This window comes from Sphingobium fuliginis (assembly GCF_015074805.1).
In the GTDB taxonomy this organism is placed as follows: Bacteria; Pseudomonadota; Alphaproteobacteria; order Sphingomonadales; family Sphingomonadaceae; genus Sphingobium; species Sphingobium fuliginis.
Genome location: NZ_CP060035.1, coordinates 1,372,719 through 1,387,542, shown reverse-complemented (window position 1 = coordinate 1,387,542; position 14,824 = coordinate 1,372,719). Strand labels below are relative to the sequence as shown.

The following is a 14,824-nucleotide window of genomic DNA, read 5'->3' as shown; positions in this document are numbered from 1 at the left end:
TGGCGCCCAACCCATGATGAGGGATGAGGGTCCGTGCATCCGGGGTTTCCCGGAATGGATTCCTGCGTCCTTTCATGATCGGTTGGCCGTCGGTCGAAAGCCGTTTGAAGAAGGAGAATAGTGATGCGGATCGTTATGACCGGCTCGGGCTATGTCGGCCTGGTATCCGGCGCGTGTCTCGCGGATTTCGGCCATGATGTCATCTGCGTGGACAAGGACGCGCGCAAGATCGAGTTGTTGCAGGGCGGGGGCGTTCCGATCTACGAGCCGGGCCTTGCCGATCTGATTGCGCGCAATGTGAAGGCGGGTCGCCTGACATTCACCACCGATCTTGCCGGATCGGTTAGCCAGGCCGATGTGGTGTTCATCGCCGTCGGCACCCCCGCGCGGCGAGGCGATGGGCATGCGGACCTCAGCTATGTCTACGCCGCCGCCCAGGAGATCGCTTCCAATCTGAGCGGGTTCACCGTCATCGTCACCAAGTCCACCGTTCCGGTCGGTACGGGGGACGAGGTCGACCGTATTGTCCGCGAAACCAATCCCGATGCGCAGTTCGCCGTCGCCTCCAACCCCGAATTCCTCCGCGAGGGTGCGGCGATCCAGGATTTCAAGCGTCCTGACCGCATCGTCGTCGGCATAGAGGATGAGCGCGCCCGCCCGGTGATGGAGGAGGTCTATCGCCCCCTCTACCTCAACCAGGCGCCGATCCAGTTCACCGGCCGCCGGACAAGCGAACTCATCAAATATGCCGCCAACGCCTTCCTGGCGATGAAGATCACCTATATCAACGAAATTGCCGAACTGTGCGAGAATGTCGGCGCGGACGTCCAGCAGGTGGCGCGCGGCATCGGTCTCGATAACCGGATCGGTTCGAAATTCCTTCATGCCGGGCCGGGCTATGGCGGCTCCTGCTTCCCGAAGGATACGCTGGCGCTGGTCAAGACGGCCGAAGACGCCGGCGCGCCGATCCGCCTGATCGAAACGACCGTGGCGATCAACGAAAGCCGCAAGCGGGCCATGGCGCGGAAGGTGGTCGCGGTCTGCAACGGGTCGGTGCGCGGCAAGACGATCGCCGTGCTGGGCCTGACCTTCAAGCCCAATACCGACGACATGCGCGATGCACCGTCGATCGCCATCATCCAGGCCCTGCAGGACGGAGGCGCGCAGGTGCGGGCCTATGATCCGGAGGGGATGGATGCCGCCCGTACGATGATGGCCAATGTCGAATTCTGCGATAATCCCTATGTCGCGGCGCAGGGGGCTGCGGCGGTCGTCATCGTCACGGAATGGGATGCGCTGCGGGCGCTCGATCTGCCGCGCCTCAAGGGCATCATGAGCGGTGACGGTCTGGTCGACCTGCGCAACATCTATCGTCCGGCCGATGCCGAGGCGGCCGGCTTCGCCTATGTCAGCGTCGGCCGCGGCGCCACGCCCGAGATAGAAGAGTTGGTTCAGGCGGCGGAATAAGCCGCGACCGAAATCCCTTCCCTCGCGGGAAGGGCTGGAACAGGCGCGCTCCCGGCCTTGTGTCGGGAGCGCTTTTCATTTCCGGCGTGGAAATCCCGGGTCATATCGATTCCGAAAACATGGCCAGGTTCAGCCAGTTTCCGGCATGTCCACCAACAACTCGTCGCAAATTCCGAAAGGATACGACGAGTCGTCGTTGACCCGAAGTTTTTGTTAACCTTCTTGGGAGACCCTATCGGGGATAACTGCGGGGGTCGCAACCATGCCTGTCAAAATGACTGGCTCCATTTTTGGAGCCGGAATGCTTTGTATTTTCGCAGCGGGAGCCGCTACGATCATGACTGGGGGGTCGACATCGAATATGACGTCGACCGCAACCAGCACCAGTTCGCAGCCTCTTTCCGCCACGAACTCCACAACGATAACGTCGTCGACGATCAGCGGTTCCACGACGATGAACATTGTCTCTGATTTTTCCGATTTCGACTTCGCCAATGGGACGAAGCTGCCGGCAAAGGCGACGCTGTCGCTGGGCAATGCGAGCTTTCGTCCGGGCAGCAGCGTGGCCTATGTGCCGGTGACGCTGGATCGGCCGACGCCCAATACGGTGATCGCGCGGATCATCACGGTCAACGGATCGGGCACCTATCGCGCACTGTCGGGCTATAATTACCAGACGGTCGACACGGTGGTGATCTTCCGCCCCGGCGATCCGCTGGTGCAGACCGTCGCGGTGCCGATCATCGGCGCCACGGAAGGCCAGCAGTTCCAGGTCAAGCTGCGGGAGGCGCCGTGGGGCGGCCTTCAGGGTCAATCGACCGCGACGATCATGGCCAGCAGCACGGCCATCGCAACCGCCAGGGCGACGGGTATGTTTCGCGAGCCGCGCAGCTTCGCGGCGACCGGTACGCTTCAGTTCGAACTGCTCAAGGACACGCATAGGCGGTCCCCCGATGGCGGTTGGGACCGGTGGGCGACTTCGCTTGCCCATGGCCGGACGCAGATCGCCAATGGGGAAACCGGTCTCTATCTCGATTCCAGCATTTTCCCCGGCATCGAAGGGCCGGTCTATTGGGGGACGAACGGACTCGTCCTGCATACGCAAAAGCTGAAGACGCCGATCAGCTATGGCGGCCAGACATGGTATTATGGATCGTCGGTGCTCGACGGGCGCAATTTCCTGGCGACGCAGATCGGCTATGGCCAATATGAATGGGAAGCCAAAATGCCCAGCCGGCGCGGGTCATGGCCTGCCTTCTGGCTGGTTTCGACCAGCGGCTGGCCGCCCGAGATCGATATTTATGAAGGGTTCGGCTATCAAAGCTATTGGGATTTCGACCGCCATGTCGCCCATACCCTGCATATCGGGGCCAACGGCACCCGTTACGATCAGCGGGGCGTCACGATCCAGACGCAGCAGGCCTATGGCCTCAGCGGCTATTCCCAGGGTTTCCATCGTTTCGCCGTGGACATCCAGCGCGATTACATCACCTGGTTCGTGGATGGGGTGGAAACCTATCAGTCGGTCAATCCCTTCCGGGGCTTCCGCTTCTATCCCATCATGGACGTCGCGGTGAAGACCGATGGCGCTTATGATGACGGGTCGGGCGACATGGTGGTCAAGAGCTTCAAAATCTACAGCGCGCCATAATGGCTCGCCCCGTAATAGCTGCGCGCGCCTCCTGCCAGGGCATAGAGGCGCGCCCAGCTCTTGACCCACTGTCCGGCGATGTCCACCCGACGCGCGCCGGGCAGAAACAGGGCCGCCAGTCCTGCGGTCCGCAGTCCCAATATCGCAATCGACCGGGCCAGCAGCTTCGCGGCGCCGATGCGGCCGGGCAGGGCCTTGCGCCGCGCCATGGTTTCGGTGCAGCCGATGCGCCACATGCGTTTCAGCACCCATGAAAGGCGCGCCCGCTCCGCCGGCACCCATTCGCTGACCCGTGCATCGGGCGACCAGCCGAAGCGGGCGCCTGCCTCATGCAGCCGGGCCAGGAAATCCAGATCCTCTCCGCCGCTGCGGTTGAAGCGCGGATCGAAGAAGGGCACGCCGATCATTGTAAAGGCGCGCCGGCCGACCAGCAGGTTGTTGCTGGCCCAGAGCATGCCGGTCGCCCCCCATGGGCGTTCCTCCGCGCGGAAGACCAGCGTTTCGCGCGCCCATCGCGGCGGCTGCCCCACGAAGCAACTGTCCACCGGCCCGGCAACGACATCCGCGCCCACCTGCGCCTGACAGATCAGCAGCGCGTCGAGCCAGCCGGGTTGCGGCCACTCATCATCGTCGATCATCGCCAGGAAACGCATCGCCGGGTCGTCCAGAGCGGCGGCGGCGATGGCATTGCGAACTGCGCAGAGCCCTGGCTGCGCCACCGTCAGCAGCGTCACGGGCAGGCCATATCCCTCCGCCAGCAGCGACCGGACCACGGCTGCCCCCTCCTGCCGGACCGGATCATTGTCCGCCACCAGCACCATCACGTCATGGCGGTCGGTCACGCCGGGCAGGACCTCCAACAGGTGGCGGAGCTGTTCGGGCCGGCGGAAGGTGGGAATGGCGATCCAGACCGCGGGCATCAGGCGGCAGCCTCGACCACGGGCTTGCGGCTCCGTCCGCCGCGCTGGAGCCATTTGATGAAGCGGTGCCCGCGCACCTCCACCAGCGCATAGCTCGCCCAGCAGAGCAGCCAGGTCGATACCAGCATGGCGAGGACGATCAGTCCGTCGGAGCCGGTGATCCCATGCCTGTGCGCCACGCCCATGCCGCGGGCGAACACGTCGCGCACCAGCGGATGCCAGAGATAGATGGAATAGCTGATCAGGCCCAGATGGAAGCTGACCGGATTGGCCATCACCGCCCGCGCCGCAGCGCCGTTATAATAGCAGCTCAGCACCAGCGCCGGCATCAGGCAGACCACCAGCAGATCGGCCTTTCCAGGCAGCAGCAGCGCGAGCGCGATGAGCCCGCAGATCATGGCGAATGCGCCCGTCCGGTCGATGAGCCGCCGGCACCACGCCTTCTCTGCGCAGCGATAGCTGAGAACGCCCAACGAGAAACCGGCGAGGCAGCGCAGCAGCGTGAGCACGCTGTCGCTGTCATTGACGTCCAGCGGACCGCTGGAACCCCGGCCCGACAGCGCCACCAGGCCCAATATTCCGACGCACAGCAACCCCTGCACCCACGCCCATCGCGAGAAGGCGATGATGGCGATCAGCGGGTAGATGAGATAGGCCGCGACCTCCGTGCTGACGGACCAGCTGTTGCCTGCGATCGGCTCCGTTCCCCAACCCCAGCTCTGCACCATCAGCAGGTTGGTGAGGATGTTCGGCGCATCGAGCGCGATCGCCTGGCTGCCGGAGATGTTCAGGACGATGCGCGCCATGAACACCAGCGTCACGATCAGGTGCAGCGGCCATACGCGCGCCATGCGGTTGATGAGGAAGTCGACATAGCTTGCCCGTCCCAGATGGTTCACCACCCGGTCGTGATAGCCGAAGGAGATGACGAAGCCGCTCAGGATGAAGAACAGGTCGACCGCCAGATAGGCGCGGGAAAAAAGCGGCAGGCGAAACGCCTCGAACGCCGGATTATGCGGGATGTGGTACAGCAGCACCGACACCGCCGCCACGCCGCGAAGGCCGGTCAGCGAGGAAATTCTCATGCGCCTGCGCTCCTCATGGCGGGGGCCGCGTCGAAGGCGGCGGCTATGGCGTCCCACAGCGGCTTGCGGCGCATCCCGCCGTCCAGCGGCAGGCCGCGCGACAACTGGCCGTCGGGCCACTTGTAATCCTTGAAACTGGACAGCCAGCTATAGCGGTCCGACAGCCCCCAGCAGAGCACCGACCGCATCGCCGGATTGTCCAGCGCCACGTCCAGAAAGGCCTTGGCGACGGAGGCGACCTCCTTGTCCCGTTTGTCCGGATTGGGTGGCCCACCCCGGTCCGCGACGTCGAATTCCGTGATGGAGAGGGCCAGCCCATAGCCGCTGAGCTGTTCCAGAAAGCGCGCGAACAGGGCCTGGTTGAAACCTTCCCTATAGGGCTTCAGATGCCCTTGTATGCCCACCGCGTCCACCGGCACGTTGCGCGCCATCAACCGGTCGAGCAGCTTCAACAGAGCAGTGCGGCGGCGCTCGCAGCGGGGGGAGTCATGTTCTATCCCGAAATCGGTCAGGAACCGCATGGGCCGGGGATCGACTTCCCGCGCATGGTGGAAGGCGATGTCGATATAATCCTCGCCCAGCGCATCCATCCACATGCTTTTGGCGCGCATGCCGTCGGCGCGGCCGTCATTGGGCTCGATGGCTTCGTTGACGACGTCCCATTCGCGGATTTTGCCTGCGTAACGGCGCATGGCGGTGTCGATATAGCTGGTCATCAGCGTTTCGCGTTCGGCACGGCCGGCGGCCTTCAACGCCGGTTCCAGCCAAGGCGGTTGCGCGGCGTACCAGACCAGCGCATGCCCCCTCGCGCGCATGCCATGCTGCTGTGCGAAGGCGATGATCTGGTCGGCGCCGCTGAAATCATATTTGCCGGGTTTCGGCTCGGTCGTGCCGCGCTTCAGTTCATATTCCTGGACGACCATGTCGCACTCCCGGGCGACGGCGGCGGTGAAATCGGGGTCTTCGCGCAACTGGCGCGACTTGATCGCCGCGCCGAAATAGCGGCCCGACTTGCGGGCATGGGCGGCCAGCCCTGCCGTGCCGCCGACCTGCGCGGCGCTCGGCTGGATGGGGGAGCAGGCGGAAAGCGCCGCCGCGCCCGCCAGGAATTCACGCCGCCTCACAGCCTCTGCCCCTTGCCGGCGAGCATGTGGGACAGGTCGATCCAGCGGTCGGAAATGCGGCGATAGACCGGGTCGGGCATCACGATCTGCAACAGCACGGTCGCCGCCAGCCGGGGACCGAAGGCGCCCCGGCAGACGGCGCCCAGATAGTAGCGCATCGCCTGCCGCCTGCTGGTCGGCCAGATGCTTTTCGCGGCGTGCCAGCCCATATAGGCGGAAAAGGCGCGCGGGCTGATATGGGGGCGCAGGTCCCGCAGCCAGGTCAGGCTGCCGATGCTGCCGCGCACCTGCGAAAGCCGGTCGTCGGCATCGCGGTCGGCCCATATGGTGCCGGGCCGTTCCGTCATCAGGAAGCGCGCCCCGGCCAGCGACAGGCGCAGGGCGAAGTCGGTATCGTCGCCGAATTTCACATCCTCGCGATAGCGCACCTTCTCAGCCAGCGTCCGGCTGAGGGCCATGCTGCTGGTCTGGATGAAGCCGCGATCGCACATCAGATAGCGGTCCATGGTTTCCCCATGGGCGATGGCGCGCGGCGGCTTGAGGAAATTGCGTCCTTCGCCACGGTCGGCCAGCACCTGGCCATAGGCGACGACATCCTCGCTCTCCTGCAACAGGGGCAGCAGGTCGGCAAGATGGTGCGGCAGGAACCGGTCGTCGCAGTCGAGAAAGGCGATATAGCGCCCGCGGGCATGGTCGATGCCCTTGTTCCTCGCGGCCGCCGCACCGCGATTTTCCTGCACGATGACCTTGAGACGCGGATCGTTGATCGCGCCCAGGGCAACTTCCGTCCCGTCCGTCGATCCGTCCACGACCACGATCACCTCGATGATCGCGACCGTCTGTTCAAGGGCGGACATGACGGCGGCCACCGCCGCGTCGCGCCGCTGATAGGTGGGGATCACCACGGAAAACAGCGGCGCGGCGGTGGCAGCCTTCAGGCTGGACGGAGGTTGCCAGGCGGTCATCACGAACCGGCTCCACTTGTGGCGGCCTCGGCCTTGCCGAAGCGCAGGACGAAGCCGTTGACCAGCGATCGGTAGAGCGGCTTGGGCAGATAGGATCGCAGCACCTGCCGGGCGATCACGCGGGGAGGGACGCCGCCCGCCACCATGCCCACCGCCAGATCCTTGATCGCCACCACCGGCCTGATCGGCGCCATATGATAGGCCAGCACGGTTGCGCGATAGCCCCGCCGCGCCCGGTTGGTGAGCATGTGGCCGCAGCGGTCGAGCCAGTCGAGCGAGGTTTCATAGCCCTTCACATAGGATGTCCGGCCCGCCTCCGTCGCGTCGAGCCAGATGGTCAGCGGCTGGTCGATCATCCGGAACCGGGCCCCCGCGCCCTGGAGCCGGACGCAGAAGTCGAGATCCTGTCCCTTCTTCAAAGCCGGGTCGAACAGCACATGCTGGGCCATGCCGGTCGGCACGACCATGGTGCTGGTCTGCATGAACTGATTGGCGCAGAACAGATATTCCCCGACATCCTCGCCCTCGCGAATGCCGCGGTCGGGCCTGATCCAGTAGCGGTCGACGCCCCGGTCCACTTTCATGCGGGAATAGAGTACCGTTCGCCCGTCATCTCCCGCCAGCGCCTTCGCCATGATGGAAAGCTTGCGCGGAAGGAACAGGTCGTCGGAGTCCAGAAAGGCGATATAGCGCCCGTCGGCCGCCATGATGCCGGCATTGCGCGCCGCGCCGCCGCCGGCGTTATCCTGCCGGATATAGCGGACGCGGGGATCGCCTATCGCGTCGATCACGGGGCCGGGATTGTCCCGCGAACCGTCGTCGATCACGACGACCTCGAAATCCTGCCAGTCCTGCGCCAGCACGGACCGGATGGTGTCGCCGACGATTTCCGCACGGTTGTAGAGCGGGATGACGACGGAGAAAAAGGGTTGCTTGCCCAGCGCGGCATCGCTCATGCGCCATGCACCTTTCGATATTCTTCATAGTGGAATCCGGCGAGCCCGGCGATCTTGCCGGCCGCGCGATAAAGCTTGCCGAGCCGTTCGACCCGCTTGCCCCGGTCGAACGTGGCGGCAGCGCCCACTGATCCGACGAGGAATCCCGCGACAATGCGCGGCGCTTCGCCCAGCAGCGTGCGCAGGCGGCCCTTGTGGAAACGCTCGACCATCATGTCGGTCATGCCGACGCGATAGCCGCGCATCAGCAGCCATCGGGCGGTGACGCGGCTGGCGGGGATGAGTTCGGTCACGACCGCCTCCTCCGACCAGGCGAAGCGGAAGCCGGCGCGCTGCATGCGGGTGAACAGTTGCTTGTCCGACCCGCCGGTCAGCGCCATGCGCTCGTCAAAGGGGCGCTCCCCCATGGCGCGCAGGGCCGTGGCGGCGATCAGCACATTGGCGGTGCTGTCCACCAGCGCGACCGGGCCGGACTGCCCGCGTTGCTTGGGGGCGAGCAGGGGATGGCGCGCCGCCCAGGGAGCGATGGCGCTGTCCATCTCCCGCAGCACGGCGCCGCCGACCACGTCCGCCTCCCAGCGCTGCGCCGTATCGGCCATGGCGTCGATCCACCCGGGGGAAGCGGCCTCGTCATCGTCCAGCATGGCGACATGGGTCGCGCCGGGCCGCGCCAGCGCGGCGGCGACGAGCGCGTTGCGCACCAGCGGAATGCCGCGTTCCGCAACCAGCAGGGCTTCGATCGGCCAGCGATAGCCTTGGGAAGCGAGCTGCTCGACCACGGCGAGCCCTTCCTGACGGGCCGCGTCATTGTCGGCCACCAGCACTTCAAGATGGTGCCGCGTTTGTTGCGCAGCGAGGGATTCCAGGGTCCGGCGCAATCCCTGTGGCCGGTTGCAGGTGGCGATGCAGACGATGATATTAGCCATGGACGCTCTCCTGCTGGAGATGGTGGCGCCGGGTCCATTGCGGGCGCGGCTTGGCCTTGAAAGTGGCGTGGGCGGCCGCGATGGCCGCGAGAAAGATCACCCAGACCTGGCGATCCTTGTCGAAAAAGCTGGTTTCCAGCAGGTTCTGGTACATGACGAACACCCAGATGGCGAAAGCGGGCACCATCAGCGCCTGGTTCTCCCTGGTCGAGCCGGTCAGGAACCAATAGGCGGGCAAGGCAAGGAAGCTGACCAGCAGCATGATGAGGCCCAGCGGCCCGGTCGTCACCCAGATTTCCAGATAGCCGTCATGCGAATGGGCGGTCAGCATCTGGAATTGCTGGTTCAGATAGTCATGCGCGGGGCTGTTCACGCCCACCTGCCAGAAGCCGCCGAAGCCCGCGCCCAGGTAGGGATGATCGGCCAGATAATCGAACACCACCCGCCAGATCGATACCCGTCCGGTGAAGCTGGTCGGATCGGCGAACAGCCGCTCGATGGTCGGTTGATAGGCGATGTAGAGCGCCAGGAAACCCACCATGCCGAAACCCAGCATCAGCAGCAATATCGCGCGCTTCTGCGTGTTGTCGCTCAGCGCCCGATAGATGTTGCTGATCGCCAGCATGCCGACGCACAGCGCGAGCGAAGTCTTGCTCTTGGTCCCGATCACGAAGACGAACGCCATGACCGCGAACAGCGCATAATACCATTTGCGCCGGTCGATCCATGCATTGCCGCAGACGATGAAGGTCAGCGCCATGACGGCCCCGGCGATATTCTTGTGGAAGAAGAAACCGCGCCATGCGCCGATCAGCGCCTTGTCGCTTTCGGTCGGTGGATGGACGGCGGCGGGTGTCAGCGGCAGCGACACCCAGCAGATGATCAGCGAGACGATCAGCGCCGCGCGCAGCGCGTCGAACAGCCGCTGCGGCCCCATCAGGGAGAGCGCGCAGAAGGTGATGTAGATCACGATGAGCTGCTGCATCGCCCGCTTGAAGGACACGAACGGGTCCACGCCCCAGGTGCAGGAAATGAAGAACCAGACCAGCATGATCGCCAGCGGCCAGAAGGTGAATCTATATTGCAGCGGATGCTTGCGGATGATCTGCACGCCGGTCAGCAGCAGGGCGAAGCCGATGAACAGCATCTGCTTGAACAGGTCCGACCCGTCATTTTCCTGCGCCATCGCCACCAGCTCGTCCTGCGTGCGGGAGGCGAAGGGTTGCTGGCCGATGAAGACCATCATCAGGAAGACGAAATAGAAGATCTGGGTGATCCAGATCATGCGCATGCTCTGGCCGCCGCCCGTCTGTGCGGGGATGGCGGCGACACCGCCGCGATGCCAGCTTGTCGCCATGGTCAGGCGGCTCCCCGCTGATCGCGCCGCCATTTGCGGTCGAGTTGCCAGATGCCGAGCATCATGACGAGCTGCGACAGCACGACCCCGCCGATGGAAAGGACGGGCGCGGTGCCCAGCACCAGCAGCGTCACGGCGACCAGCCCGACGCCGCAACTGCGCATGCTCTGTGCGGCGAGCGGGCGGAAGGCCTTGCGCGCCTGGGTCATCACGCTCATCGGCGTCTGCACGCACTGGACGAGGGAGAGGAGGGCGCAGAGGCCGACCGCGATCATCACCAGCCGGTGGTCCAGCGTGGGCTTCAGGATCAGGCCTGGAAAGGCATAGAGGGCAATCGCCGCCACCGCGCAGGTCGCCAGCCACAGCATGACCAGCGCGGCCATGAAGACCCGTTCCGACCTGATCGCCGCGTCATGATCGCCGCGCGCCACGGCCCGGGTCATGCGGGGCCGCTCCAACTGTGTGAGGGCGGTGATGCAGACATTGACCGGGCGGAAGAACAGCATCCCCACGGCGATCGGCGCAAAGGCGGTCGGCCCGGCGAGCAGCGTCACGATATAGCTGTGCGAATTGGAGGTCGCCTCCGTCGACAGCACGCCGACCAGCGTCCAGGCCGACTGCTCCTTCCACACCGGGCGATAGGCGCCCAGCGCGCGGGCGGGCGCCATGGCGAAGTGCCGCCGCAGATAGGCGAGGCCGAAGGGGAGCAGTCCGACCAGGCTGGCCGCCACCAGCATGCCGCCGATGGCGGGCATGTCCGCGCCGGTCCGCATCGCGATCAAAAGTCCCGCCAGGATCGTCCCTGCATAGGCGAGGTCCGATCGTGCAGCCCTTGCCGGAGCATGATGCGCATAGGCATTGGAGCGCCCGAACCAGCGGATCAGCGACAGCATGCCCGCCATCCCGAACAGCAGGGCTGCGGCGGGAGAGGCGGTTGCCCAGGCGATGGCGGCGCAGATCAGTCCCTGGCTGGCCGCCAGCATCAGGTTGACCGGGAAGAAGAAGTCGAAGCTCCGGGCATCGGCATCGTCTCCCTGGTTCACTGCGATGGTATAGGGCGTCGACACCAGCGCATTGGACAGGCCATAGCCGAATTGGATGATCACCAGCAGGAATGCCAGCGTGCCGATGGCCGCCGTTTCCAGATGGTGGATGGAAAAGAGCTGGACCAGCAGATGGCTGACCGAGACGATCGCCGACGACAGGCTCGCCAGCCCGAAGCGGCCGAACAGGCTGCCAAGGCGCCGGACGCGGCCCGTCGGAAGATTTTCAGCCACCTGGGCTTCAGCCATGGCGATGTTTCCAGATCAGCCAGAGGGCGTGCGGATTGGTGGTGATGTAGCGCCAGGCCAGTTCTTTGGGCCGCGTCGCCATGCGGTGCAGCCATTCGAAACCGGACTTCTGCATCCAGAGCGGCGCGCGCGGATAGTCGCCGGTGATATAGTTGAACAGGCCGCCACAGGTGACGATCCAGCCGGCCTTGATCCGGTCGCGATTGCGCACGCAAAAGGCCTGCTCGCGCGGCTTGCCGGTGCCGACCCAGAGGACGTCGGGCGCGGCGGCATTGATCGCGTCGATCACCGCATCCTCTTCCTCCGGCTTCCAGAAGCCGTTGCGCCGTCCGGCGAGCTGAAGACCCGGCGCCAGCGCGAGGATCTCCTTCGCGCAGGCGGCGTTCACCTTCTCCTCGCCGCCGAGCAGATAATAGCTGACCTGGGCCTCCGCCGCCGGTTTCAGGCTGTCGATGAACATGTCCGTCGTGCTGGAGCGGTCCGCGATCTGCGGTCCGCCGAACCAGCGGGAGGCCGCGACGATGATCTGTCCGTCGGCATGGATCAGGTCCGCCTGCGCCAGATTGGCGCGGAAGTCCGGATCGGTGGCGTTCATCGACAGGCCCTGGCCGTTGGCGTCGAACACCAGCGACGGCTGCTGCTCCAGGCTGCGGCGCAGGGGCGCTTCCACCAGCATCTTCGCGATCAGCGCATCCAGCGACAGGGTGGATACGGGCAGGCCGCCGACATGCGCGACGGGGGCTTCATTCCCTATGCCCGGACCGATGCCGGGGGAAGGAAGGGGCTGGGGACGCGCCAGCGCTTGTTCGGCGCTCATGCAATCACCGTCCCGGCGATCGGTACGCCATGCCGGTCCAGATCGTCGATGACCCGGCGCATGTCGGCAATGGCGGTATCGCCGCGCCGCGCGACGATCACGACGGCGTCGAAGCCCGCCAATATGCTGCCATAGGGCGTCTGGTCGCCCTTCCGCTCCGCAAGGTAGAACAGCATCGACGTGTCGCGCAGGCCCCAGCCATTGGCCGTTTCCGCCAGCGGGCCGCGCGTCACGAGGCTCGCCGCGCTGCCGGATGCGCGACCGGCGGTCATCAGCCACAGGCCCTCCACCGCCGTCCTGGCCGCGGGCAGCAGCGCGGCGCTGCCCATTAATTGCTCTGCCAGTCCTGCCTTGTTCGCGATGCGGAACAGCCGGTCGAGCGAAGGCCGGCCCATGTCGACGTCGATCAACATCGTCTGCCCGTCCATCTGGGCCAGCACGACGGCAAGGTTCGCCGCCATGATCGCGGCCTCGTCGCCTGCCTCTATGGCCAGCACCGCCAGCCGCAGGGCAGCGGGATCGCCCTCTTTGGCCGCGGCGCGCATCTTGGCGCGGATCGTCCGCACCTTGGCGGCATAGGCATTGGCGGGGTCGAAGGCCGCGACCACCAGCGGATCGACCCGCTGGTCGCCCTCCGGCAGCAGGGCGAAGCCGCCCTGCAAGGCCGCGAGCATGCCCGCATCCTCCGGGTTCAGCAGCCCCAGGTCAACCGCCGCGTCATGCAGCGCCAGCCCTTGGGATCGGGCATGCGCCTCGACCTTGTGCACATCGGCTTCGGCCAGGAAACCGTGCTCCACCGCCAGTCGGGCGAAATTATGGCTGTCGCGGGCGCGGGGACGCAGCGCGGCGCCGCCGCCTGCCATGCCGCCCGAGGCCAGTTGATGCGGGGCGCCCGCCGTGGAACGCAGTCTCATGCGGCCTCCTGTTGCTTGAAGAACTTGGCCTGGCGCGCAGGGACCGGCACCAGTTCGGTGATGACATCGACCTCGGTGGCGCGGGCGACGCCCGCCGCGGAACGAACGCGGGGATGGACGATCTCCATCAGGATGACGGCAGCTACGCCGCCGACCAGGCCAAGCGCGATCCCGCCGATCAGCCACAGCATGATATTGGGCTTGGCAGGCAGCAGGGGCACGGTGGCCTCATCCAGCGGACTGGCATTGGGTTGGGATATCTGGCTCTTCAGCACCGCCTCGTTGAAGCGCTGCCGCACCGTGTCATAGGTCTGCCGCGCGGCATCCACGTCGCGCTGGAGGACCATGAGCTGGTCCTGAACGTCCGACATGCGGATCATGCGATCCTCCTGCCCCGCCATGTTGGACTTGAGGTCGCCCTCCCGCCGGCTGGCCGCCACGCTGTTGGCGCTGACCGCGCCGGCCTGGCTGGCGCGCGCCGCCGCCAGCTTGGACTGGAGTTCGGACAGCTGGGCGGCGGCCGCCGCCATGGTCGGGTGATTGGGGCCCAGGGTCTTTTGCAGTTCGGATACCCTGGCGGACTGCGCCGCCACCTGTTCCTGCAAATTCTGGACGATCAGCGATCCTTCGATGTCGGAAACGCTGCCCGCACCGGCCTTGGACCGTGCGGCCGCCGCTTCCGCCTGCGCCTGGGTAAGCTGATAGGACAGGTTCTTCAGCTTCTCCGCCTCAAGGTCCATGCGGTTGATGCCGATGATGTCGTGCGCCCGCTGGAAGTCCGACAGCTTCTTTTGCGCGATCTCATAGCGACGGCGCACTTCCTCCGTCTGCTCGTCGAACCATTTGGCCGATCCGCGCGCCGGGGAGGCGCGCAGTTCCACCTGTTCGCGCATGTAGATCCGGGCGATCAGGTTGGCGACCTTTGCGGCGACCTGCGGATCGGCGTCCAGATACTGGATCTGGAGCACGTTGCTCTGCCGGCCGGTGGTGATGGTCATGTTCTTCGCGACCGTGGCGGCTGCCGCCTGCACCCGCGCATCGGCGGGCATGTCCGTCGGCATCGCATCGACGAAGCCCGCTTCCCTTGCCACGGCGTTCATCACCTTGCCGCTGCGGATGATGTCCGTCTGCGTGCCCAGGATGGAATCCGTGTCGGGCTTGGGCCCCTGCGCCGTATTGGTGTCGGTCGGATCGGTCTGCGAAAGGTCGAGCAGCAGCGACGCCGTGCCCATATATTGCCGCGGTTGCAGAAAAGCGGTGATCGCGACGAGCAGGAACAATATGCCCCCGATCATCGCCGCCGTGCGCCAGCGCGCCTGAAGCGCCGCCAGCAAATCCATCGGGTTCATG

14 protein-coding genes are annotated in these 14,824 nt (G+C 65.6%); 2 read left to right on the top strand and 12 right to left on the bottom strand.

The features are described from left to right. Nucleotides 1–123: 123 nt before the first annotated feature. A complete protein-coding gene (locus H5V43_RS06445) occupies nucleotides 124–1,467 on the top strand; it encodes a UDP-glucose dehydrogenase family protein (protein ID WP_025548811.1) in 1,344 nt (447 codons plus the stop codon). A gap of 213 nt (nucleotides 1,468–1,680) precedes the next feature. On the opposite strand, the gene H5V43_RS23575 is transcribed toward H5V43_RS06445, so the two are convergent. Beyond that, nucleotides 1,681–1,929, bottom strand: a complete 249-nt coding sequence (locus H5V43_RS23575) for a hypothetical protein (RefSeq protein WP_128830730.1) — start codon at nucleotides 1,927–1,929, stop codon at nucleotides 1,681–1,683. A 43-nt stretch (nucleotides 1,930–1,972) separates the two neighbouring features. Between H5V43_RS23575 and H5V43_RS06440 the strand changes: the two genes are divergently transcribed. Further along, nucleotides 1,973–3,118, top strand: coding sequence for a glycoside hydrolase family 16 protein (locus H5V43_RS06440; RefSeq protein WP_065845992.1), 1,146 nt, complete (start codon nucleotides 1,973–1,975; stop codon nucleotides 3,116–3,118). On the opposite strand, the gene H5V43_RS06435 is transcribed toward H5V43_RS06440, so the two are convergent. From H5V43_RS06435 to H5V43_RS06385, 11 genes are read right to left on the bottom strand one after another with little or no spacing between them, the layout of a single operon-like run. Next, entirely contained in the window at nucleotides 3,103–4,038 is a 936-nt protein-coding gene (locus tag H5V43_RS06435) for a glycosyltransferase family 2 protein (protein ID WP_025548808.1), read from the bottom strand. The two genes, H5V43_RS06440 and H5V43_RS06435, sit on opposite strands and share 16 nt — an antisense overlap. Beyond that, the gene (locus H5V43_RS06430; protein WP_025548807.1) at nucleotides 4,038–5,123 is read right to left on the bottom strand and encodes an acyltransferase family protein; all 1,086 of its coding nucleotides are present in this window, start codon (nucleotides 5,121–5,123) and stop codon (nucleotides 4,038–4,040) included. Before H5V43_RS06430 ends, H5V43_RS06435 begins: the two co-directional genes overlap by 1 nt. Continuing rightward, a complete protein-coding gene (locus H5V43_RS06425) occupies nucleotides 5,120–6,247 on the bottom strand; it encodes an endo-1,4-beta-xylanase (RefSeq protein WP_025548805.1) in 1,128 nt (375 codons plus the stop codon). Before H5V43_RS06425 ends, H5V43_RS06430 begins: the two co-directional genes overlap by 4 nt. After that, on the bottom strand, nucleotides 6,244–7,212 hold the full coding sequence (locus H5V43_RS06420; protein WP_025548804.1) for a glycosyltransferase family 2 protein: 969 nt from the start codon (nucleotides 7,210–7,212) through the stop codon (nucleotides 6,244–6,246). Before H5V43_RS06420 ends, H5V43_RS06425 begins: the two co-directional genes overlap by 4 nt. Beyond that, on the bottom strand, nucleotides 7,212–8,168 hold the full coding sequence (locus tag H5V43_RS06415; RefSeq protein ID WP_025548802.1) for a glycosyltransferase family 2 protein: 957 nt from the start codon (nucleotides 8,166–8,168) through the stop codon (nucleotides 7,212–7,214). The genes H5V43_RS06420 and H5V43_RS06415 overlap by 1 nt, the downstream gene beginning before the upstream one ends. Continuing rightward, a complete protein-coding gene (locus H5V43_RS06410; RefSeq protein ID WP_025548801.1) occupies nucleotides 8,165–9,094 on the bottom strand; it encodes a glycosyltransferase family 2 protein in 930 nt (309 codons plus the stop codon). The genes H5V43_RS06415 and H5V43_RS06410 overlap by 4 nt, the downstream gene beginning before the upstream one ends. After that, nucleotides 9,087–10,484 (bottom strand): O-antigen ligase family protein, encoded by a 1,398-nt coding sequence (locus tag H5V43_RS06405; protein ID WP_025548799.1) that lies wholly within the window; start codon nucleotides 10,482–10,484, stop codon nucleotides 9,087–9,089. The genes H5V43_RS06410 and H5V43_RS06405 overlap by 8 nt, the downstream gene beginning before the upstream one ends. Beyond that, nucleotides 10,454–11,743 carry a polysaccharide biosynthesis protein gene (locus H5V43_RS06400; RefSeq protein ID WP_099185748.1) on the bottom strand — a complete coding sequence of 430 codons (1,290 nt, stop codon included), beginning with the start codon at nucleotides 11,741–11,743 and terminating at the stop codon, nucleotides 10,454–10,456. The genes H5V43_RS06405 and H5V43_RS06400 overlap by 31 nt, the downstream gene beginning before the upstream one ends. Next, the gene (locus H5V43_RS06395) at nucleotides 11,736–12,560 is read right to left on the bottom strand and encodes a WecB/TagA/CpsF family glycosyltransferase (protein WP_025548798.1); all 825 of its coding nucleotides are present in this window, start codon (nucleotides 12,558–12,560) and stop codon (nucleotides 11,736–11,738) included. Before H5V43_RS06395 ends, H5V43_RS06400 begins: the two co-directional genes overlap by 8 nt. Then, nucleotides 12,557–13,474, bottom strand: a complete 918-nt coding sequence (locus H5V43_RS06390) for a P-loop NTPase family protein (protein WP_025548797.1) — start codon at nucleotides 13,472–13,474, stop codon at nucleotides 12,557–12,559. Before H5V43_RS06390 ends, H5V43_RS06395 begins: the two co-directional genes overlap by 4 nt. Further along, the gene (locus tag H5V43_RS06385; protein WP_226870245.1) at nucleotides 13,471–14,823 is read right to left on the bottom strand and encodes a GNVR domain-containing protein; all 1,353 of its coding nucleotides are present in this window, start codon (nucleotides 14,821–14,823) and stop codon (nucleotides 13,471–13,473) included. The genes H5V43_RS06390 and H5V43_RS06385 overlap by 4 nt, the downstream gene beginning before the upstream one ends. Nucleotide 14,824: the final 1 nt, after the last annotated feature.

Coding starts and splice junctions, on each gene's coding strand:
- H5V43_RS06445 (WP_025548811.1), top strand. CDS start 124: ATGCGGATCGTTATGACCGGCTCGGGCTATGTCGGCCTGGTATCCGGC.
- H5V43_RS23575 (WP_128830730.1), bottom strand. CDS start 1,929: ATGTTCATCGTCGTGGAACCGCTGATCGTCGACGACGTTATCGTTGTG.
- H5V43_RS06435 (WP_025548808.1), bottom strand. CDS start 4,038: ATGCCCGCGGTCTGGATCGCCATTCCCACCTTCCGCCGGCCCGAACAG.
- H5V43_RS06430 (WP_025548807.1), bottom strand. CDS start 5,123: ATGAGAATTTCCTCGCTGACCGGCCTTCGCGGCGTGGCGGCGGTGTCG.
- H5V43_RS06420 (WP_025548804.1), bottom strand. CDS start 7,212: ATGACCGCCTGGCAACCTCCGTCCAGCCTGAAGGCTGCCACCGCCGCG.
- H5V43_RS06415 (WP_025548802.1), bottom strand. CDS start 8,168: ATGAGCGATGCCGCGCTGGGCAAGCAACCCTTTTTCTCCGTCGTCATC.
- H5V43_RS06410 (WP_025548801.1), bottom strand. CDS start 9,094: ATGGCTAATATCATCGTCTGCATCGCCACCTGCAACCGGCCACAGGGA.
- H5V43_RS06405 (WP_025548799.1), bottom strand. CDS start 10,484: ATGGCGGCGCGATCAGCGGGGAGCCGCCTGACCATGGCGACAAGCTGG.
- H5V43_RS06400 (WP_099185748.1), bottom strand. CDS start 11,743: ATGGCTGAAGCCCAGGTGGCTGAAAATCTTCCGACGGGCCGCGTCCGG.
- H5V43_RS06395 (WP_025548798.1), bottom strand. CDS start 12,560: ATGAGCGCCGAACAAGCGCTGGCGCGTCCCCAGCCCCTTCCTTCCCCC.
- H5V43_RS06390 (WP_025548797.1), bottom strand. CDS start 13,474: ATGAGACTGCGTTCCACGGCGGGCGCCCCGCATCAACTGGCCTCGGGC.
- H5V43_RS06385 (WP_226870245.1), bottom strand. CDS start 14,823: ATGAACCCGATGGATTTGCTGGCGGCGCTTCAGGCGCGCTGGCGCACG.